At 57.1% G+C, this 20822-nt stretch carries 15 protein-coding genes and 1 other RNA gene; 5 read left to right on the forward strand and 11 right to left on the reverse strand.

The genetic code is table 11. From position 1 onward, the window contains the following. Positions 1–83: 83 nt before the first annotated feature. The 4 genes from plsX to ABEB25_RS17310 all read left to right on the forward strand — a co-directional run bounded on the left by plsX (position 84) and on the right by ABEB25_RS17310 (position 4044). Positions 84–1106 carry a phosphate acyltransferase PlsX gene (gene plsX / locus ABEB25_RS17295; protein WP_345737684.1) on the forward strand — a complete coding sequence of 341 codons (1023 nt, stop codon included), beginning with the start codon at positions 84–86 and terminating at the stop codon, positions 1104–1106. Further along, positions 1093–2109 (forward strand): beta-ketoacyl-ACP synthase III, encoded by a 1017-nt coding sequence (locus ABEB25_RS17300; RefSeq protein ID WP_345737685.1) that lies wholly within the window; start codon positions 1093–1095, stop codon positions 2107–2109. The genes plsX and ABEB25_RS17300 overlap by 14 nt, the downstream gene beginning before the upstream one ends. 184 nt (positions 2110–2293) lie before the next feature. Continuing rightward, a complete protein-coding gene (locus tag ABEB25_RS17305; protein ID WP_345737686.1) occupies positions 2294–2569 on the forward strand; it encodes a hypothetical protein in 276 nt (91 codons plus the stop codon). Next, positions 2566–4044, forward strand: a complete 1479-nt coding sequence (locus ABEB25_RS17310; protein ID WP_345737687.1) for a sulfatase family protein — start codon at positions 2566–2568, stop codon at positions 4042–4044. Before ABEB25_RS17305 ends, ABEB25_RS17310 begins: the two co-directional genes overlap by 4 nt. Before the next feature lie 52 nt (positions 4045–4096). On the opposite strand, the gene ssrA is transcribed toward ABEB25_RS17310, so the two are convergent. From ssrA to ABEB25_RS17330, 4 genes are all read right to left on the reverse strand, one after another. After that, positions 4097–4449: a transfer-messenger RNA gene (gene ssrA / locus ABEB25_RS17315) on the reverse strand. A 114-nt stretch (positions 4450–4563) separates the two neighbouring features. After that, positions 4564–6030 carry a glycoside hydrolase family 130 protein gene (locus ABEB25_RS17320; RefSeq protein ID WP_345737688.1) on the reverse strand — a complete coding sequence of 489 codons (1467 nt, stop codon included), beginning with the start codon at positions 6028–6030 and terminating at the stop codon, positions 4564–4566. Then, on the reverse strand, positions 6027–8300 hold the full coding sequence (locus ABEB25_RS17325; protein ID WP_345737689.1) for a glycosyltransferase family 4 protein: 2274 nt from the start codon (positions 8298–8300) through the stop codon (positions 6027–6029). The genes ABEB25_RS17320 and ABEB25_RS17325 overlap by 4 nt, the downstream gene beginning before the upstream one ends. 83 nt (positions 8301–8383) lie before the next feature. Beyond that, positions 8384–9442: a zinc-binding metallopeptidase family protein gene (locus ABEB25_RS17330; RefSeq protein ID WP_345737690.1), complete on the reverse strand. Its 1059-nt coding sequence runs from the start codon at positions 9440–9442 to the stop codon at positions 8384–8386. Between the two features lie 154 nt (positions 9443–9596). On the opposite strand from ABEB25_RS17330, the gene ABEB25_RS17335 reads away from it, so the two are divergent. Then, positions 9597–10061, forward strand: coding sequence for a L,D-transpeptidase family protein (locus ABEB25_RS17335; protein WP_345737691.1), 465 nt, complete (start codon positions 9597–9599; stop codon positions 10059–10061). 13 nt (positions 10062–10074) lie between these two features. Here ABEB25_RS17335 and ABEB25_RS17340 read toward each other — a convergent pair whose 3' ends face one another. The 7 genes from ABEB25_RS17340 to ABEB25_RS17370 form a co-directional block, all read right to left on the reverse strand. Continuing rightward, positions 10075–10347, reverse strand: coding sequence for an HPr family phosphocarrier protein (locus ABEB25_RS17340; RefSeq protein WP_345737692.1), 273 nt, complete (start codon positions 10345–10347; stop codon positions 10075–10077). A gap of 24 nt (positions 10348–10371) precedes the next feature. Further along, a complete protein-coding gene (gene hprK / locus ABEB25_RS17345; RefSeq protein ID WP_246431168.1) occupies positions 10372–11322 on the reverse strand; it encodes an HPr(Ser) kinase/phosphatase in 951 nt (316 codons plus the stop codon). Between the two features lie 84 nt (positions 11323–11406). Continuing rightward, positions 11407–13236 (reverse strand): sulfatase-like hydrolase/transferase, encoded by a 1830-nt coding sequence (locus ABEB25_RS17350; RefSeq protein ID WP_345737693.1) that lies wholly within the window; start codon positions 13234–13236, stop codon positions 11407–11409. A 31-nt stretch (positions 13237–13267) separates the two neighbouring features. Continuing rightward, positions 13268–15163 (reverse strand): sulfatase, encoded by a 1896-nt coding sequence (locus tag ABEB25_RS17355; RefSeq protein ID WP_345737694.1) that lies wholly within the window; start codon positions 15161–15163, stop codon positions 13268–13270. 23 nt (positions 15164–15186) lie between these two features. Continuing rightward, entirely contained in the window at positions 15187–16638 is a 1452-nt protein-coding gene (locus tag ABEB25_RS17360) for a sulfatase family protein (RefSeq protein ID WP_345737695.1), read from the reverse strand. A gap of 58 nt (positions 16639–16696) precedes the next feature. Then, the gene (locus ABEB25_RS17365; RefSeq protein ID WP_345737696.1) at positions 16697–18145 is read right to left on the reverse strand and encodes a DUF1501 domain-containing protein; all 1449 of its coding nucleotides are present in this window, start codon (positions 18143–18145) and stop codon (positions 16697–16699) included. A gap of 21 nt (positions 18146–18166) precedes the next feature. Continuing rightward, on the reverse strand, positions 18167–20587 hold the full coding sequence (locus ABEB25_RS17370; protein WP_345737697.1) for a DUF1549 domain-containing protein: 2421 nt from the start codon (positions 20585–20587) through the stop codon (positions 18167–18169). Positions 20588–20822: the final 235 nt, after the last annotated feature.

The following is a 20822-nucleotide window of genomic DNA, read 5'->3' on the forward strand; positions in this document are numbered from 1 at the left end:
GAATGAATCCGCATTTGCAAACTGACCGGGCCACGCTTTACACTCTGCTCTTTCCTAATTTTGAACACACTAGCTCCTGAGGCATGAAAATCGCGTTGGATGTCATGGGTGGCGACCACGCCCCGCAGAATCCCATGGGCGGCGTGAAGCTGGCCCTGGAAACCCTGCCGCAACTCGAGAAAATCTTTCTCGTGGGCGTGCCGGAACTCATTGAGCGAGAAATGCAGGCCCAGGGCATCCCTGCCAGTTCCAAGCTGGAAATCGTCCCTGCCAGCCAGGTGGTGGACATGAGCGACAGCGGGCTGGATGCCGTGCGCAAAAAGAAGGACAGCTCCATCGCCCGGGCGGTGGACCTAGTAAAAGACAAAACGGCCGATGCCGTCGTCAGCGCCGGCCACACGGGTGCTGCCGTAACCGCTAGCCTCATCAAGCTGCGCACCCTGCCCCACATTGAGCGCCCCGCCATCGCTTCCGTCATGCCTTCGCAGACGACCACCTGGCTGCTGATCGATGCCGGGGCAAACCCTGACAGCCTGCCCGAGCATCTCGTCCAAAACGCCCTCATGGGCAGCGCCTATGCCAAGCACGTGATGGGCCGGGACAATCCGCGCGTGGGCCTCATGTCCAACGGCACCGAGGAAGAAAAGGGCAACGCTCTCTGCAAAGAAACCGCCAAACTCCTGCGCACCACCCCGGGCATCAACTTCATCGGCAACGTGGAAGGGCATGACCTGTGGGAAACACCGCCGGATGTGGTGGTTTGTGACGGCTTCACCGGCAACATCATTCTCAAAACATCCGAGGCCCTGGCCCATGCCCTCTTTGGCATGATCAAGACCGAGATTGTCAGTTCCACCCGCACCAAAATCGGCGGTCTTCTGGCCAAGCCTGCCTTCAAGCGCATTCATAAGAAAACCAGTGCGGATGAAGCCGGCGGCATGCCCCTCCTCGGTCTCAATGGCATCACCATCATCGCCCACGGCGGAGCCAGCGCCTATGCCATGAAAAATGCCATCCGCATGGCCTGCGACACCATTTCCCACCAGGTGAACCCTCACATCGAGGCCGCCATTTCCAAACATCTTCTCATCCATGCCCACGCCTAGTTCGCAGCCCTTCTGCGCCTCCAGCATCATCGGAACCGGCAGCTACATGCCGGAAAAAGTCCTGACCAATGACGACTTGTCCAAGTTTGTGGACACCTCCGATGAGTGGATCACCAGCCGCACGGGCATCCGCGCACGCCGCATCGCTGCGGACGACCAGGCCACCAGCGACCTCGCCAGCGAAGCGGCCCGACGCGCGATGGCCGCAGCGAATGTGAAACCTGAGGACATCAACCTCATCGTCGTGGCCACCGTCACGCCGGACATGTTCTTCCCCTCCACCGCTTGTTTCGTGCAGAAAAAGATCGGTGCTAGCAATGCCGTCTGCTTTGACATCAGTGCCGCCTGCTCAGGCTTCCTGTACGCCCTTCAGGTCGCGCGTCATTTCATCAACACGGGGAACCGCACCACCGCACTGGTGATCGGAGCGGAAAAACTCAGCAGCCTCATCAACTGGCAGGACCGCAACACCTGCGTGCTCTTTGGCGATGGTGCCGGGGCCGTGGTCATCCGCAGGGCCGAGGAAGGCGAAGACGCCCCAGGGCGCGTGCTTTCCACCGTCATGGGCAGCGATGGCAACCTGACGGACCTTCTCAAAGTCCCAGGGGGTGCCAGCGCCTGCCCCATCACGCCTGAAAACGTGGCCAGCCGCCCGAACACCATTCACATGGAAGGCCGGGAAACCTTCAAGCATGCCGTCACCCGCATGTGCCAGGCCAGCGAGCAGGCCCTGGAAATCGCTGGTTTGAAAAAGGAAGACATCGCCATGGTGATCCCCCACCAGGCAAATGCCCGCATCATCACCGCCATCGCCGACCGCCTGGGCGTGCCGCCTGAAAAGACCTTCATCAACCTGGACCAGTATGGCAACACCAGCGCCGCCACCATTCCCGTGGCCCTCGATGAAGCCCATCGTCAAGGCAAGATCAAACGTGGCGACATCATCCTCCTCGTCGCTTTTGGCGGTGGTTTCACCTGGGCCAGTTCGGTGATCCGCTGGTAACTCGGGTAACCAAAGCCATTTTGACCGTCCATAAACGCCAAACGCTGGGTCACAGCGCTTGGCGTTTATTTTTACGGGACTGATCTGCCGTTTCGAAGTCACCGATTTTGATAACAGGCGACCGAAAAGGTCTGGGCGTCTTTTGCGTTTTCATCGTAGCCAGTAGAACCCGACCAACGGGGCCATGAAGAAATTCGAAGCCCCCCGAGCAAAACCGTTCTTTCTTGGCACAGGTTACTATCGGCCTCACATTCCGCTCTTTGCTCCACAGCAGAAAAAGCTGGAAGCCAGCCCTCATGCCGAAAACACCTGGATCATGCTGTTCAGCGATCATGTCTGGCAGTTGGGTGAAAAGGCAATAGGAGTCCAGGCAGATCCGAAATACCTGACCAAAATGGGCGAACTGCGGAGAAGACTGGATGAAGAAATGGAGAAAATCCGTACCACTGATGCACCATGACCAAGTTCCTGTTTTTGCTTTTAGGATTTCTGCTGCTTCCGCCTGCCCAAGCGGCAACGCCCGCTCGCAAGCCTAACATTTTTTGGCTCATTGGAGAAAACCTTTCCCACGATCTGGGCTGCTACGGTGCCAAGGATGTCCACACGCCCAATCTCGACCGTTTGGCGGCTGAAGGCGTGCGCTACACCCGTGTCTTTTCCACCAACCCAGCATGCGCTCCCAGCCGCTCCGCCTTCTTTGTGGGCATGTATCAGACCTCGACAGACACCCACCCCATGCGTGCGCACCGCACGGATGGTTTTAAGCTGCCAGAAGGTGTGCGCCCAGTGACGCATCGCCTGCAGGATGGTGGGTATTTCACGGCCAACATCAAGACCGTGGGTAACGAGAGTGTGGGCACTGGCAAACTGGATCTCAACTACGTCAACGAAGGCCCTATCTACCATGAAAACTCCAGCGAATGGGAAACGCTGAAAACCCGCCAGCCCTTCTTCGCTGTCGTGAATGCGGAGGAGAGCGAGTATGACATTTACGATCGCAAGAGCGCCGAAAAAGACAGGGTCGAGTGGGTGGGTGAACGTATCCATGTCCAGCATGCCAAGGCGGAGAGCGTCACACTGCCGCCGTACTACCCGGAGCACCCGGTGGTGCGGCAAGAGTGGGCACGATATTTAAATTCCGTTTCCGGCATGGATCTTCGCTTCGGCAAAGCGCTGGCCCAGTTGCGTGCCGATGGCCTCGAAGACGACACGATCATCATCTTCTTCGGCGACAATGGCCGCCTGGAACCACGCGGCATCCATTGGTGTTATGACAATGGTTTGCGCGTACCCATGATCATCAAATGGCCCAAGAACTTCCCTGCCCCGGCTCAGATCAAACCAGGAACCATAGATGACCGCATTCTCAGTTTGATTGATGTGACGGCCACCACCCTTGCCTTGGCCGGTCAGCCGAAACCACTTCTGATGCAGGGGCGTGTTTTCCTGGGAGAGCAGACCGAGGCTCCACGCACATTCGCCTTTGCCGCCCGCGACCGCATCGACGAGACCCCGCAGCGCATCCGCTCTGTGCATGACGAACGCTATCACTACATACGCACCCTTTCGACTGGCCCTACCTTTTCCTCCCTCAACCGATACAAGGAAAAGTGTTTTGCCATCATGCCTGTCATGCGTGGCCTCCATGCGCAGGGGAAACTCACCGGACCGGCACTGGAACTCATGCAACGCACCGGTCCCTGTGAAGAACTCTATGACACCCAGACCGACCCGCATGAGGTGAAGAATCTTTTGACCTCTCAAGAGCCCGAACACCGCGAAGCACTCATCCGTCTTCGCGCCGCACTCGACACCTGGATGACGGAAACTGGAGATCGAGGAGCCATCCCTGAACCCGCTGAGGTCACCGCCCCCTTTGCACAGGAGATGCATCAATGGTTCGGCACGCCATCCTGGGCACTGCCAAGTAAATAGACATTAAAAAAGCGCCAACCGCTGCTTTCAGCGGATTGGCGCTTCTTTAAAATGGTGGAGGCGAGGGGAATCGAACCCCTGTCCGAATAACCGTAAGTTGGAGCTTCTACATGTTTATCCGGTTATTTAATCTCGATGAGAGGTCTTCAACTGGCAGAATACCTTTCACCCAGCGTCCTGTTAAATCTCGCTTTCGACCCGGTCGCCCGATCAGCCAGCCAGCCTGGTAGTGTCATCGTCGAGGCTACCAGACATTGCCTCGAAGATGTTGCGGTGCTTAGGCCGCAAGAGCGAGCTCAGAAGAGTTTGCTTTTATTTGTTTGATCCGAAGATTAACGAGGCCAACGAATCATCCTCGACATGCCACCCCGACCGCAGACTACCCGTCGAAACCAGGACGCCCCCAAGTCAGTGTTGACGTGATTAGAGTCGCAGTACTTGGCCGATCAGTCAAGTTTTCTTTGAGGCACGGGAGGTGGCCAGATGGGGAGGTGCCGGGCCCTCTCTATGGAGGCAAGATTACTTCTGGTCTGCAAGCAGCGCGCTGAGAAGCTCGTCCAAAGACATGCTGACGATGGCGGTGACTTTGTCACTCATCGCATACGGAAGGATGAGTTGGCGGCCATGCAACATGGAGCCGCAGCTGTACACCACATTGGGCACGTAGCCTTCGCGCTCCAGGCCCTCGGGACAAAGGAGAGGCTGGCGCAGACGGCCGATGACGCGGGTGGGATCTTCCAGGTCCAGAAGCACGACGCCGATGCAGTATTTGCGCATGGGACCCACACCGTGGGTGATCACCAGCCAGCCGGCTTCGGTTTCGATCGGCGAGCCGCAATTGCCAATTTTCACGGATTCCCACATTTCCGCAGGGCGCAGCAGGATCTGGGGGTCACTCCAGTAATGAGGGTTGTCTGAAAACATGATGAAGAGATTTTCATCGTCCTGGCGTGACAACATGGCATACCGCCCCCCGATTCGCCGGGGGAAAAGGGCCATGCCCTTATTCTGCACTGCACTGCCATTGAGGGTGAGCACACGGAAGTGCAGAAAGTTCTCCGTCTCAATGAGCTGTGGCAGGATGGCCCGACCGTTGTAAGCCGTGTAAGTGGCGAAATACATCACCGAACCATCGTCATCAATGAAACGCACAAAACGCGCATCCTCGATGCCATTGCTCTCATTGAGCGACACAGGAAAGATGATGCGCTCACTCATGGCGAGCGTGGGGGAAAACAGGAGTTCGTAGTTGGAATCCGCCAGCCACTGGATGCAGTCCAAGGTACGGCTGAGATCCTGTGTGGCGGGCCTCGTTTCGTGGCGGATACTGCTTACGCTTTTATTGAGGTCGCTACGTGAAAAATTGTCCGCCAGGGGAGCCAGCACCGCCGTGGTATGGTCGTTCTCAAACCCCATTTCATGCAGCTTGATGATGAACCTTTTTTTGCGGTAACTGGGGTTCGGAACAATGCCTGGCACCGTGACATAACGGGAGACCGGATCGAGGGAGATTGTCCCGTCTGAAGCACAAACGCCCGAACGAAATTCGATGGAGGAGATGTGGCCCTCGCCGGTGGCCCGCAGGCTCATGATGAACCGCAGAGAACCCTCAGGCAGTTCACTTTGATCTGGATGCGGGACCATCGAAGGATTGAACAGGGCGGCAGATTCCAGGGCATATTCCCCGGAGAAAAGCGCGCCGATGAGCAACTGCCTGGCGGCAGACAAGGGACGCTGCGTGAAGATGTGATGCTTCACTTTTTCGTAGTGCGCCTGAAAGGGAGCCTCAAGCTCCAAATGCCGTGAATCGAACTCACGTCTGACAGACTCCAGCTCGAGCAAAACCTCTTCCTCCGTCAAAGCCAGCGCCCGGCCAATGATGGTGGTGATGCGATGAACCTCCGATGGGATGAAGGGACGGATGATGACACGGGCGCTTTCAGGAAGCAGTGTCACCTCATGGCGGCAGAGGTGGACTGATTTCATAATAAGGCCGGGGATGGCGCAAGTAATTGTTGGACGCTGTTCATTTCCGCCAGAGCCAGATGGAAGGCCAGCGTGGACTCCGCCCCCTGGTTTTCGTTCACACGGTCTGGATGCAAACCGTCGCTGCAACCACCCGTCGTGGAATCATAGAGAGGCACGCCAAGGTCATTGCGTCCCAAAAACCATTCAAAGGCGCGTTTGGCCTCGCGGGGCCACATGGCATCCTGAGTGGCACGAAATGCCTCCAGGCAGGCGCAGACCATGGCCTGGGCCTCGATAGGCTGCTGATCAAAGTCAGCCCGCGCCCCATCACGCTGGTAAAAACCATTGCTGCCAATCGGCCGGAAATGCCCTGCCTGGGTTCGCTGAATGGAAACCAGCCAGCGCAGAGACTTTAAGCCGATTTCCATCGCCTCCTCATGAGGCATGAACTGGCCGCTGAGAATCAGGGCTTGGCAGATGCGGGCATTGTCATAGGTGGCCCCAGGCTCGAACCAAGGCCAGTCTTCGGTGGCATAGGCATTCCAAAGATTGACCAGCCGCTGGGTCAGCAGCGTCCGCATCGCATGCACCTGCGTTTTCTCGTCGTCAGGATTATGGCGGAGATATTCATGAATACCTAACAATGAGAATGTCCATGCCCGAGGAGAAGTGAAGGCGGCCACCGCTGCCAGCCCACGCTGGAAGAGCTGGGCCGAAAGCCGGCGATGCCCTTCATTCCGCGAACGTCCCGCGCCCGTGCCTGCAGCCCACAGGGCGCGCCCGTGGCTGTCTTCACTGCCCGCTTCCTCCAGCCACTGCCGACCATGACTCATGAAATTCCGAAACCGCCCCGTTTCATAATTGAGTGCGGCGGCCAGAAATGCGAGGTAGTGAGTGGCCAGATGATCCAAACTTGGAGACAGAGGCAGGCTGCCCTGCTCATCCAGCAGGTTGCAAAGGATGAACGCCCGGGCGTTATCATCGGTGCAGTAGCCTTCATGAAAATTCGGCACGTTAAAGATCGCGTGCTGGTAGATGCCAGTGCTGTCGCTCATCCGCTCCACATGGTCTAACCGCAAGGGTGGCAATGCATAAGGACGGCTGTTGAGAGTCCAGCCAGCGAAGGCTTTTCGCGAGGTGGCCTTGCGATCTGCACGCGCATGCTGGAAGGATTCCAGATAACGCCGGGCCACGGCTGGCCAGACCATCTCACGTCCCATGGCATAGGCATCATGGCGTATTTTTTCCAATCGTGCCGGATCCTCCAGCAGTCCGCAGACACCTTCCGCGATGCTGGCGGCATTGCGGAACGGCACTAGCACGCCGCGCCCCTCGGCCAGCAGTTCCTGGGCATGCCAGTAGGGCGTGGAGACCACGGCCTTCCCTGCCCCAAAAACATACGCCAGCGTGCCGGAGGTGACTTGGGCCTCATTGAGGTAAGGTGTGAGGTAGATGTCTGTCGCGCCAATGAACTCCTTCAAGTCATCGGCTGAAACAAAGCGATTGTAAAAGATGACGTGATCCTTCACGCCGCGGTCCTCTGCCAGGCGCTCCAGTCCCAACCGGTAGCGTTCCCCCTCCCGGGCGATAAGATGCGGGTGGGTCGCCCCCAGCACTAGGTAAACGACATTCGGATGCTGCCGCACGATCTCAGGCAGGGCCTCAATGACATGTTCGATCCCCTTCCCTGGCCCGAGAAGACCAAAGGTGAGCAGCACCTTGCGACCTTCCACGCCGAACTGCTCCTTATAAAAAGAGGAATCCACAAACGGCATGTCTGGGATGCCATGAGGAATGATATCCACCTTGGTTTCCGGCACCGCGTAAACCTCATGCAGGATCTCCGCGCCTTTGCGGGCCATCACAACCAGGCGGTCGCTACGGCGGACGAGTTCATCCATCACTTTGCGCTGCGCGACATTCGGCTCGCTGAGCACGGTGTGAAGGGTCGTCACCACGGGCATGCGCACCTCCTTCAAAAGGGCCAAAAGGTGGCTGCCAGCGGCTCCGCCGTAGATGCCGAATTCATGCTGCACGCAGAGCACATCGGCATTGTTGAAGTTGAGATAATCCGCCGCCCTGCGGTAAGAATCGAGGTCCTTTTCCAGCAGTTCAAAACGCACTCGCTGGGGATAATCGTACCCGATAGAGCGATCATTGACGGCACCCACAAAACAATCTGCCTCAGTCGCCGCTTGGGCCACGGATTCAGCGAGATCGTAAGTGAATGTGGCAATGCCACAAAGACGTGGCAGGTAATCGCCCAAAAAGGCAATGCGCTGCGGCAAGGTGGAACCGCTCAGGACAAACCTTTCAGGTGCTGCGACATGCCTTACCAGACAGCCTACCCAGCTTTAAGCAAGGGATGCTTTCACAACCGCCCGCCCCACACCTGGGCAAAATGATGGGCCAGACGCAGCTTTTGAGCGACTTTAACCGGAATCACAAACGGATACAGGGCCGATTCGCCAACGCTGTTGGAAATCTCATTAAGCACCGTGGAAAGACAAATCCAACGCTGCAGCCAGGCCAGGAACTCATCATTGGCGACGGGGTCATGTTTGAGGATGGTCGGCAGAAAACCAGCTTCCACAGGCATCATCACCAAAGGCAAGGCGACATGCTGAACCTGGACGCCCAGGCCTTCACAGGTTTCCAAACCATCGGCGATCTGCAGATAGTGCGCCCAGGTTTCCGCCCAGTCCTCCCAAGGGTGTGAAGCGGCATAACCAGTGATGTAACTTTGCTCCCAACCGGTGGACGGGCCTTTTTGGTAATGGCTGCTCAGAGCCCCTGCATAATCCAGCCACTCATCGCCGAAGCGTTCACGAAAGGCCATGCGGAGCGGGTCTTCCCAAGGAAGATCGGAGAGAAACCGCTGCCAGAGATAATGGGCGCTTTCATGGCGAAAATGTCCCAGCAAGGTGCGGCTGTTTTCTCCGAGCTGCTGCCGATTGATCTGGCGGTAGGTATCATCCGCCTCCTCCAGGTTCACCGTGATGACACCATTCAAATGCCCCGTGGTGACTGTGGGATTGGAAAGGGTGCTGATGATGTCAAAGGCGAGTCCCGCTGCCGGGTTTTCGGATTTCAGGGGGAGCGTGATGCCCAGATGCCGAAGGGTGTAGATGAGCCGCTTTTTGGCCATCTCCATACGGCCCCAAAGCAGCAGGTTACGCCCCGAGTTCAGATCCGGAATGGTCCGGTTCATCAAACAGCCGACGCAGAGCCGATGGCGTGAATTCGCCGGGACCAACCAGTTGCAAACGCCATGCTTCACGCCGTTTTCACAGCGTTTCATGCCGATGGAAGGCTGGATCCGCAGCATTTCGGAGGTGTAGGGATCATACCCCACCTCCTTTCCGCATTTCAGACAGCGTGAGCTGCCAAAGAAGATCACATTGCCACAGTCGCAGTTGAATCGTTGCATGGGAAAAGGTGGGTAGACTCCTGGATGAAGCGGCCAACCTCTCTTCGCCGCATTTCATGGGACTGTCATGCGAAGGTTGCCACTTCGGGGTAAAGGCGGCCTCTGGAACCGAGGACCATTTGTCAAAGAGCCCAATCTATGCCAAGAGTTGAGGGTGAACCTCAGCCAGCCACGCATCGAAGTTTCTGTCGGAACCCAGAGTCTGGTGCTGTGGGATGGCATCCGCCAGGTGAAGTGCTGGCCCTGCAGCACCTCCAAATTTGGCCTGGGCTACATCGAAGGCAGCAACAAAACCCCCCTGGGCGGCTTTCTTGTGCGGGAAAAGCACGGCGACGGTGCCCCTGCGGGCACCATTTTTAAATCCCGCCAGCCTGTGGGCCTGTGGACAGAGGACATCGTAACACCGGATGACCTCATTTTGAGCCGCATCCTGTGGCTGGATGGGGTGGAAAAACGCAATGCCAATACTTGGCAGCGTTACATCTACATTCACGGTACCAATGATGAGCGCAGCATCGGTCGTCCAGCCAGCCATGGCTGCATCCGTCTCAAAAATGCAGCCATGATTGAGCTTTTCGATCTGACCCCCGTGGGGACAGCCGTGTGGATCAGCGAATAAGGGCGAGTGGCCCCTATTCCACGTCGCCAAATCCGGAAAGCACCAGTTCCTCCAGATCCGCCATGGCAGCCTCGGCGTCCACGCCTTCGGTCGTCAGCTTGATCACTTCACCGCGGCCAGCGGCCAGCATCATCAGTCCCATGATGCTTTTGCCATTCACTGGCTCTTCATCTTTTTCCACCCAGATGTCGCACTTGTACTTGCTCGCACGCTTGACAAACTGCGCCGCCGGACGGGCATGCATGCCCATCTTGTTTCGGATCGTGAGGTCTTTGCTGAGAGTCATGCGGGTGAGTTGGCTGGGCGCAGATCAACCTATCTGGTCGTCCGCCATCTTTTTCAACAATCTTTGATCAAACTCAACCGCACTGTTGTAGCCAAATGTGCGTAATTTGTAATTTAGGGCCGCCAATTCGATCAAACCGGCCACATCGCGGCCTGGAGCGACTGGAATATCCACCTTGGCGATGGTCATACCCATGACCTCCGTCGTCTGGTTTTCCATGCCCACACGCTCCAGATCGTTAGATTCCTGGAGGTGCACCAGATTCACGGCCAAATCCAGCCTTTTGCTCATGCGGACGGAGCCCACCCCAAACAGGGCCGCCACATTCAGAATCCCCAGTCCCCGGATTTCGATCATGTTTCGGGTCATTTCGGGGGCGGAGCCCACGATTTCGCGCTCCTCGACAAGGCGCAGGCGCACCGCATCATCCGCCACCAGGCTGGCCCCACGTTGCAACAGGCCAATGACGCTTTCACTTTTGCCGCAGCCGCTTTTCCCCTGCACCAACACGCCGATGCCCTGTACGTCCACCAGACAGCCATGCACCAGCATGGTGGGGGCAAAGGCCCACTCCAGCTTAATGGTGGCCGCATTGATGAATTTCATGGTGATCATGCTGGTCTGGAAAACGGAAATGCCCGCTTCATTGGCGATGGCCACCAGCTCCTCACTCAGCCGGTGCCCACGGGCCACGATGAGGCAGGGGATCTCCCAACTGCACAGTTGGCTGAAACGGGCCGCCCGCAGTTTAGGCTCCAGCCCTTCCAAAAAAGAATGCTCCGAATTCCCGATGATCTGCACCCGCTTGTAGGCGAAGTAGGTGAAGAACCCCGAAAGGGCGAGGCCAGGGCGGTTGACCGAAGGCTCCGAGATCTTGCGTTTAAAGCCCGCATCACTGCCGACCAAACGCAGCTTCAATGCTTTTTCATTGGTTCTGAAAAACTCCTCCACCGTGATGGCGGAGGGACGTTTCATTTTTGAGGAGGGACTCATGTCCGTGCAATTTAGCGGGAGAAACTGCCAGCCCAAGCAGAATCCTGGAATTTGCGCTCCCGAGTTTCAGGGCGCACGGCCAAACTCCCAATGCGTGAGGGCTTCATTTTTACCTTTCAATTCGATGGATTGGATCTCGAGATCCGCCGCCTCCGCCCCCGGGGTGATACGCAGATGAATGAGCCTCCCCTGGATGGGCAGCAATACTTTCAGCTCCTGCCATACCTCCCCAGCGGGCCACTGAAAAGGGCTCTCGTTCGCAGGCAGAAAGTCGCTCTCAGCCTTCGTTCGCCAGCTCACCCTGGCAGCACCGCCTTTCTTGGCACGAGCGCGCAAAGTGATCTCGACAGGGCCCGCAACCGAGAGGCCGGGCCGTGTGATGAACACACGCGCAGCTTTGGTTCCCCTTCCCTGCGGCACGATTCGCAGTCCGGTATCTGTCGTTTCCAAAGTGCCATTCCGGCATAGCCAGCCTTGTACGCCGCCGGGCTCTACTGCCGCCAAAGGAGGAGCAGGAGCCAACTTGGCATCCACATGATCTGCAAAGAAAACCACATCCTGGGGGTGCAACGGCTCCGCTGCGCCAGGCCGATGCAGCTCCTGACTCCAGGCTTTCAGTTTTGCGTCCAAGCGGGCGGCGATCTCTGGATGCTTGGCCAAAAGGTTTTCTGTCTCACCACCCGGCTGAGAAACATCAAAAAGATAGCTCTCCTTGTCTCCCAGATGAATCAGTTTCCACGGGTGCTCCAGCACAGCCGCCTGACTGCGCCAGCGCCAAAAGAGGGCTTCATGGGGGGCCGTTTTATTTTCTCCCAGCAGGTGAGGCATCAGATTCACCCCATCCAGTGCTTGGTCATGAGGCAGACCCGCCAGGGCCACGGCAGTCGCCGCCACGTCCAGATTCATCACGGGTTGTTCATAGACCTTCCTGGGCGGGATCTTCCCCGGCCACGCAGCAACAAATGGCACCCGTACACCGCCATCCGTCAGCATACCTTTTTCACCGATCAAGGGGGCATTCAGGGAGCCATTCCACGCCCCACGTTTGAGAGGAGCGCCATTGTCCCCAATGAAAAAGATCAGAGTGTTTTTCTCCACGCCCATTTCCTTGAGCTTGGTGCGCAGACGCCCGATGCCATCATCCATCGCGGCAATCATCGCCAGGGCCTGACGGCGCTCTTTCGGAAGATGATCCGGTGTTTTGGAAAACCACGGTTCCGGTGACTCAAGCGGCACATGCGGTGCATACCAGGCCAGGTAAAGAAACCAAGGCACCTCCGGCTTCGCCGCCCTGCGATCCAGAAAACTCAGCGCCGCCTCCGTCTGCACTGTGATGCGAAAACGATCATCCGAGACTAGCTTGGGTGCATCCTCAAACGGCTTCCCGTCCAGCCCATGGGAAGCGTAATACTGGCGCAGCTCCCCGCGCCAGTATTCATCAAAACCATGCCTGTGCGGCATGTGATCCGGCAGCACACGAAGGGTCCTTGGACCTTCCTTTTTACTTCCCAGGTCCAGGTGCCATTTGCCACACATGCCTGTGACATAGCCTGCCTGTTTCAGTCGCTCAGGCAAAGTCAGCACCTCCAGAGGCAGCGGTCCCTTGTGATTATCATCCACGCCAAAACGATTCTGGTGAGTGCCCGTGATGACGCCAGCACGGGAAGGAACACACTGCGGTGCACTGACATATCCCCGTGAAAAACGCACCCCATCGTGGGCCAGCTGATCCAGATTCGGGGTCCTGACATCAGGATCTGCCCCCTGCAATGCCAGATCCGCCCAGCCATGATCATCGCTGTAAATCAGCAGGACATTCGGTGCCGCAGAGAGACATGCTGGAAGGCTGATCCAGCCGATGAGCGCGAATAAAAAGACTGCTTTCAAAGGTTCCATAAATTTGGCTAACAAACTTTATTTCAGATCATCAATTCTTGAACGGTAGCCACTCTTTCAGCACCTTGCCATTGGCATCGACCAGAGAAAGATTGGAAATCTCCACCTGCCCTTTTCCCTGGGCGGGATCCAGGCGCAGAGAATGGAGGCTTTTCACCGGAAGCACCACTTCCTGCTCATGCCACTCACCGTCAGCAACCCCAAGCAGGGGCACCGTGCGATCTTTATGAAAAGGCTGTCCCGCGCTGCTGACATAATAGATCAAAGCCTGGCCTTTGGCCGTGCGGCGCATCCGAACCCGCACCGTCATAGACTCTGGGTTACCCTGAGGCACTGTCGTCGTAGCCAGCCAGGGATCCCCACCTGTGCAGTCCACGATTAGCGCCCCCTCCTTGGTCAGCTCCAGCCTCGCATCCTTGCTCGATGTCCAGCCACCAACAACACGTCTTTTCGCAATCGGTTCGCCCTTGGCTTTATAGGCAGGATTCAGCTTGGGCACCACCGCTTCCGTTTTCTTTAAGTAATCGCTGATCAGCGTATTGAGCGCAGAAACCAGTTCTGGCTTTTGCGGTGCTAGGTTCTTCGTTTCACTCACATCCTCCACGAGATTGTAGAGCTCCAGGCGGTCGCTGCCATCTTCAGCCGCAGCAAAAAAGCGGATCAGCTTCCAGTCCCCACGACGCACCCACGTACCTGGTAGAAAGCCCTCAATGTCCGATCTGCCGCCATGCGGGAAGTGGCAAAAGATGGCTTCACGCTCCACCTTTCCGCCTTTCATCGCAGGCACGATGCTCACGCCATCCATGGCCTGCCCAGCGGGGGGCTGCAACTCGCATAGCTCCAAAAGGGTGGGAAAAAAGTCCACGCTTTGCACCACCTCAGCACTACGGCTTCCAGGCTGCACATGCCCAGGCCAGGCTATGAACAACGGCACCCTTGTCCCCCCTTCATAATTGCTCGCCTTGCCGCTTCGAAAGGGCGCATTGCTGGTCACAGGCACATCGGAATAGCTGCTATTTTTGCCCATGGCCTCCTTCGGCACATTGTGCCAGGCCCCATTGTCACTGGTGAAGACCACCAGAGTCTTTTCTGAGAGCTTCAGTTCATCCAAAGTCTTGGTTAGGCGGCCCACGGCCTCATCCAGACTGCGGATCATGGCTGCATACATGGGGTTACGCTGGCCCGCCTTGGGGTCTGTATTCTTCGCCGCCTCGGTGATGTAATCCGCCTTGGCCATCCAGGGCGAATGCACGCTGAAGGCCCAGTAGTTTAAGAAGAAAGGGCGGTCCTTGTTCTCACGCATGAATTTTACGGCCTCCTCAGCCATGCGATCCTCAATGTGGTCACCCGGCTTGCCCTCGTCTTTCCAGAAAGCCCAGGGGGCAAAGTATCCATTGCCACCGCCCGGCCCAGGCCCGGGTGTGTGCGGCAAATCCACATCAAAACCCTGCTCCAGAGGGGAATAAGGTGCGGGCCCCAGATGCCATTTGCCAAAGTGCCCAGTTCGATAGCCTGCCTGTTTTAGAAGCTCCGCAAGAGTCACATACTCCGTCCGCATCCGCGTCACCGATTCGGCTCCCAAAACCCGCGTTTGAGCCCCACCCTTCATCAAGGTCTTTTCCAAAATCACCTGCGGCACATGGCATGCAGGTGCAGTAATTCCCGTGCGGGCCGGAGCCATCCCCGTGAGAATGCTGCTGCGTGTGGGCGAGCATAGAGGACTGGCCGAGTAAGCCTGGGTAAAAAGCATGCCCCGTTTCGCCAACGCATCCAGGTGAGGGGTTGCGTGAAAGGTGCTGCCATAACAGCCCAGATCACTTCCGCCCAGGTCGTCAGCGAGAATGAACACAATGTTAGGCCGAACGTCCGGTGCAGCCTTTGCAAAATCAAAGGCCAGCAACAAAATTAAAATGGAGAAGAATTTCATGAAAATGAGACAGTGAAAACGAATCAGTGTTTCTTAAATGGGAAAGGCGGGGGGCCTCCGGCACGATGCTCCAGGGAATCCTCCATCTTCCACTTTGGCAGTAGGACCTTGATCTCCTCCGGAGTGGGAATCTTCCACTTCGCAGGTTGTGGGTGCGCCACAGTCAGTGGCAGATCATCGCCAAATTTCGTCTGCATCTCGGCCAGCTTCTTTAGCATGGCTTGTTTGCGTTCTTGGAGCTCTGCCCGGCGTGAAAGGTCTTCCATTTCCAGTGGATCGTTTTCCAAATCAAAGAGCTGAGTCACATCGGTCTGAGGATAACGGATCAGCTTGTAGCGTTCATCCCGCAGACCGCGCTGTTTGTCCATGTAGGTCAGCAGCAATGACTCACGGGAAGATTTTTTTTGTCCTAAAATGACCGGCTTAAAGGAGACACCGTCAATACTCGCAGGCGGATTCGCCCTCACCAGATCACAGACCGTGGGATAAATATCCAGCAGATGCACCAGCGCAGTGCTCTTCCCCTTCGGAATACCGGGGCCAGCCACCACCAGCGGAGCCTTAGCACTGTGATCGTAGAGGTTCTGCTTGCCTAACAAACCATGGCTGCCAATGGCGATGCCTTGATCCGCCGAAAAAAGGATAATCGTGTTCTCCATCAGTCCGCGCTCCTGCAGAACTTTCAGCAGGCGACCAATCTGCGCATCCAGCCCGGTGATGGTGGCATAGTAGTCTCGCCAAGTGCGGCGAATCTCCGCCTCCGTGCGCGGCCAGGGCGAGATCATTTCGTCCCGCACCATCATCTCACCGTTGTCAAAGGGATGCACTGGCAGGTAGTTCTTTGGCAGCGGCATTTGCGCCTCCACATAGAGGTCTCGATAAGACTGGGCGGCGACACGCGGGTCATGAGGATTGCTGAACCCCAGATACATGAAGAAGGGTTTCTCATCAGACCGCTGGCTTACAAACTGGATGGCTCCATCAATGATCTCGCGCCCCGGCTCCCCATGTTCACGGTCCATGTGATCGTTCTCCTGGTAATGCACGTGATCAAACTTCGCCTGGATCAGATTGGCTGAATTTCCCTTCTTCCCAAAGTGCCAGGTTTCATAACCTGCGGCTTTCATGGACAAGGGAAAATTCGGCCCATCTCCAGGACTCATTTTGCCACGGCGCGGCTCCGGTGCACCTGCGGGAAGATAATCCTTCCAGCGAGTGTAGGCGCGACCACTCATCATCATATTCCGGCTGGGCATGCAGACCGCCGGCGAATTGCCCCCCAAATTGTATGCATTGGTAAAGGTGAATCCACGCTGCACTAGCGCATCGAGATGAGGTGTCTTCACCACAGGATCGCCCAATGCGGCCAGTGAATCTGAGCGCATGTCATCGGCAAACAGAAACAGGACATTTGGCTGAGCCGCCGATGCCAATCCACAAACCAACAGCAGGCAGAGGTAGAGCAATGTTTTCATCGTCGGGTAACGCCACAGAAACGCCCTTGTTTCCGATCATGCAGGGCGATGTGTCTGTTTAAGCAAAAAGATCCTCCACAGCCTTCCCCTTGCCATCTTCCGTCACATAAAAAGGCCGTCCTTCGATGAGGTATTCCGTCTTCGGGCTGATGCCCATAGCGGTCATGATGGTGGCGTGCAGGTCCATGACGTTGACTGGGTTTTTGGTCGCCACCAACGGGCGCTCATCCGCCGTCTCCCCATAGACAAAACCTTTTTTCACCCCACCACCAAACATGACCACGCTGGTCCCTGCGGTGAAATGTCGGTGCAGACCGTAATGCTTCATCTCCTCCAGCCGCTCCACCTTGAAAGTGGCTTGATCATTGGCATTCGATCCAGGCTTGCCTTCCATGATGGCATCCCGGCTGAACTCACTCGCGATGACGATCAACGTGCGGTCTAACAAACCACGTTCCTCAAGATCCCGGACCAGGGTGGCGATAGGCAGGTCCATCTCCTTGTGCAGTCCATCCACGGTTGTGTGCCCATCCTTGTGGGTATCCCATTGGAAAAAGGGCACGTACTCCGTGGTCACCTCGACAAACCGCACGCCAGCCTCCACCAGCCGACGTGCCAACAGGCAGCCGCGACCAAAACGCCCCGTGTCATATTTGGCATAGCTCTCCTTCGGCTCCAGGGTGATGTCGAAGGCTTCACGTTCTTTCGAACTCAACAGACGATAGGCATTGTCCATGCTGCGTATCAGCGACTGCTGCTGGTGATCGCTCATGTAGTCACGCTGCGGACTTTGATCCACCAGCTTGCGGAACAGCTTATCTCGACTGGCAAAACGCCCTGCATCCATGCCCTTCGGTGGCCGCACAGAGGTTGCCGCCTCCTCAGGATAAGGCAGGTTCATGGGACCGTACTCACTGCCGAAAAAGCCTGCCGTGGTAAAGGCCTTCAGCTCTTCACTTTCGCCCACTCCTTCCAGTCGCTGGCCGATGTTTACAAACGAAGGCATCACCGCATTGCGTGGCCCCAGCACCTTCGCCATCCAGGAACCAATGTGCGGGCAGGCTACCGTCTGCGGCGGCACATAGCCCGTGTGCCAGTGGTACTGATGGCGGCTGTGCAGGATGCTCCCCAGATCCGGCTGCACGGCACTTCGGATCAGCGTGGCCCGGTCCATCACTTGGGCGATGTTCTCCAGACCCTGACAGATTTTCATCCCGTCCACGGCGGTATCAATCGACGGAAAGGTGCTCAGCATTTTTGCCACTTCGACACCCTTTTCAAAGGGCACATAACGCTTTGGATCAAAGGTCTCCGGTGCAGCCATGCCGCCGGCCATCCAAAGCAGAATGCAGGCATCCGCCTTGGCCTTCGGATGCTGCAACGCCGCCCCCTTCACCATCTGCGGAGCTCCGGTCATCCAGGCGGCCGTCCCTGCAGCAGCAAGCTGCCGGATGAAATCGCGCCTAACAATGGATGCCGGTGCCTGTGGATCGAATTCACGGTTCATGATCTGGATTCCTTCAAAGGTTTAACGAACAAACATAAACTCAGGCTGCATCACCACAGCCCACAACAGGTCTTGAACCGATGTCGCCGTGGGCTTTGCCCCCAACACTTCTAGAGCGGCCTGCATTTCAGCTCCTGTCGGGTCCCGCGCCAGGGCCTGCTGATAAATCCAATTCACCAGGGCATTCGGTGCCTTCCATTCACGTTCAGCCAGGGCCTCGGCACCGCGTGCCAAGGTGCCCGTCAAGGCTTCCCCATTGGAAAGATCCAGCGCCTCCAATGTGGTGATCTCGTTCGGACGCATCGAGACGATTTGATCCCGATTAGGCCGCCCGAGAGAGCGCATCAAGAAGTCGCTTTTCAGCAAACTGGCACGCACGACAAGGTGACCACTTTTTCCTCCCTGGGCCAGCAGGGCCGGACCTTGAGACTCCAGCCGCTGCTTCCAGGCTCCCAGAGTTTTCACTACCACGGCGGGTTTCCAGCCCTTGGCCGCCACGGCTCCCAGCCGACCTTCTTTGCCTTCGGGCACCGCAGGATTCCACTCCCAGGTATCATCGGTATTGACACTCATCTCCTGCCCGTCAGCCAGCTTCAGGCGGGCTTCAAAATACAGCCCCGCATGATTCGGTCCTTTCCCGGCATTGCTGCCTATGACTACAAAAGTGTTAGGCCCAACCACAAGTTTGTCAGCCAAAGGAACGGCCACGATCTGCTCCCAGTTTTCGCTCCCCGTCACCTTGCGTCCATTGATGTAGAGAGAAAAACCATTGTCGCAGGTCATGATGGCAGAGCCCACAGCCACCGCCTGATCCAGCTTCAGAACTTTCCGAAGCAGGATCTTCTCCCCCGCAGGTGGCACGTTGCCCGGCAGTGCCGAATCTCCCCAGATCCACTTTCCTTGAAGTTGGATCTGCTTGGCCAGCGCTGGGTCAGGCTTCCCACGAAACACCGCCGCATCCATCTTCGCCGGGGCCGCTCCGGTCAGCCGCCACACCCCGTCGAGAAACTGCTCGGCGGTCAATCGTTTGGCCCGCACTCCTTTGAAAACATAAGCCGCATCTTCGATCTCGCCACTCACCACCTCACCTTGAGACTGGTAGATCTGAGAAGTGGCGATCAGTTGCAGCGTCTGCTTCAGATCATACCCACTTTCCTGCAAATGAGTCGCGAGGAAGTCCAGCAGGTCCGCATTCCATGGCGGCGTGTCCATGGCATCCAAGGGATGCACAATGCCGCGCCCCATCAGGCGGTGCCAAAGACGATTCACGATAGTGCGAGTGAACCTCCCATTTTCAGGATGCGTCATTAGCCCGGCCAATTGCCGCAGCCGCTCCGCCCTGGGTACGGTGGCCTCCACATCTCCGATTTCCGGAAACAACCAGCCCGCTTTCGCCTGGCGCCCCACCGGCTTGTCACAGCGATGAATGTCCAACGGCTTCTCAGCATAGATCGCGGCCAGCCCGTAGGCTTCATCCAGTTTCCAACGGTCCACAAAGCTGTCGTGGCAGGAGGCACACTTGAGGTTGATGCCCAGGAATGACTGGCCCACGCTCTGCGCGAACTGGATCTCTACCGTCTGCCCAGCACTCACCTCGCCGCGCCATTTGATGCCATCAATAAAACCCCGGCTGTCATCGGTGGGCGGCGCAATCAGCTCACGCGTAAATTGGTCGAACCTTTTGTTATTCACCAAGGATTCATAAAGCCATTTGCTGATCTGCTTGCGCCCACCGGTGATGAATCCGGTGCCACCGTAGTCATTGCGCAGCAGATCGTTCCAAAAAGTCAGCCAATGCTCGGCATAGTCCACATCCCGGGCCAGCACTGTTTGCACCAAACGTTCCCGCTTGCCTGCCGTCTTATCCGCCTGAAAGTCAGCCAATTCTTCTGGAGTCGGCAGCAGGCCGATAAGATCCAGATAAACACGGCGCATAAAAGCACCATCTTCAAGGGTCTTCGGGCGCGCAAGTTTCCGCTCCACAAAGTAGGCATCCACCAAGCGGTCCACCGGGTTTTCACGCCCTTCCATGGCAGCAGGCAAATTTACTTGGCGTGGTTTTAAAGGCGGCTCATAGGCTGGCTTTTTGAAGGCAAATCCCGCCTCCCAGGGCAGCCCTTCCTCCACCCACTGCTTCAGCAGCGTGACTTCATCCTTGGTTAGCCCCGGCCCTTTCGGCGGCATCCGCAGGTCTTCATCCTCAGTGCTCACCACCTCCAGCAGCAGGCTCTCATGCGGCACTTTGACATCCACCACCAGCCCATTTTCCCCGCCCGTCATCAGGGATCCACGGTCATTCATGGAAAAGCCGCCCTTCTTTTTGTCTCCCATGTGGCACTCCGCACAGTGCTTCCGCAAAACGGGCACGATCTGGTGCGCAAAGTCAACCGCCGCCCAGGCAGGGGCAGCCGAAATCAAGAGAAGGCAGAGCGACTTTTTCATGCAGTTGGTTGAGCAGCTTACCCCTTTCATGCGGTCGGGCACAAGCCTGTCACTTTTCCGAAACGAACTACAGCCAACTAAAACATCAGCAAAGTTTGTGTCGGATTTGGCAGTCGCTCAACTTCCAGGGCTCATATGGCACAGCCATTCTTCATGTGCCCTCCCTTTGATCTCCCAAGATTGCCGTCGGTCACCACCCGGCTCAGAGGCGAGGACATGGTTGAGGAAAATCTTA

Origin of the sequence: Prosthecobacter algae, from assembly GCF_039542385.1 — a bacterium.
Classification (GTDB): domain Bacteria; phylum Verrucomicrobiota; class Verrucomicrobiia; order Verrucomicrobiales; family Verrucomicrobiaceae; genus Prosthecobacter; species Prosthecobacter algae.

What these genes read in the sequence shown, in the direction of transcription:
- plsX (WP_345737684.1), top strand. Translation starts at nt 84, where the DNA reads ATGAAAATCGCGTTGGATGTCATGGGTGGCGACCACGCCCCGCAGAAT.
- ABEB25_RS17300 (WP_345737685.1), top strand. Translation starts at nt 1,093, where the DNA reads ATGCCCACGCCTAGTTCGCAGCCCTTCTGCGCCTCCAGCATCATCGGA.
- ABEB25_RS17305 (WP_345737686.1), top strand. Translation starts at nt 2,294, where the DNA reads ATGAAGAAATTCGAAGCCCCCCGAGCAAAACCGTTCTTTCTTGGCACA.
- ABEB25_RS17310 (WP_345737687.1), top strand. Translation starts at nt 2,566, where the DNA reads ATGACCAAGTTCCTGTTTTTGCTTTTAGGATTTCTGCTGCTTCCGCCT.
- ABEB25_RS17320 (WP_345737688.1), bottom strand. Translation starts at nt 6,030, where the DNA reads ATGAAATCAGTCCACCTCTGCCGCCATGAGGTGACACTGCTTCCTGAA.
- ABEB25_RS17330 (WP_345737690.1), bottom strand. Translation starts at nt 9,442, where the DNA reads ATGCAACGATTCAACTGCGACTGTGGCAATGTGATCTTCTTTGGCAGC.
- ABEB25_RS17340 (WP_345737692.1), bottom strand. Translation starts at nt 10,347, where the DNA reads ATGACTCTCAGCAAAGACCTCACGATCCGAAACAAGATGGGCATGCAT.
- hprK (WP_246431168.1), bottom strand. Translation starts at nt 11,322, where the DNA reads ATGAAACGTCCCTCCGCCATCACGGTGGAGGAGTTTTTCAGAACCAAT.
- ABEB25_RS17350 (WP_345737693.1), bottom strand. Translation starts at nt 13,236, where the DNA reads ATGGAACCTTTGAAAGCAGTCTTTTTATTCGCGCTCATCGGCTGGATC.
- ABEB25_RS17355 (WP_345737694.1), bottom strand. Translation starts at nt 15,163, where the DNA reads ATGAAATTCTTCTCCATTTTAATTTTGTTGCTGGCCTTTGATTTTGCA.
- ABEB25_RS17360 (WP_345737695.1), bottom strand. Translation starts at nt 16,638, where the DNA reads ATGAAAACATTGCTCTACCTCTGCCTGCTGTTGGTTTGTGGATTGGCA.
- ABEB25_RS17365 (WP_345737696.1), bottom strand. Translation starts at nt 18,145, where the DNA reads ATGAACCGTGAATTCGATCCACAGGCACCGGCATCCATTGTTAGGCGC.
- ABEB25_RS17370 (WP_345737697.1), bottom strand. Translation starts at nt 20,587, where the DNA reads ATGAAAAAGTCGCTCTGCCTTCTCTTGATTTCGGCTGCCCCTGCCTGG.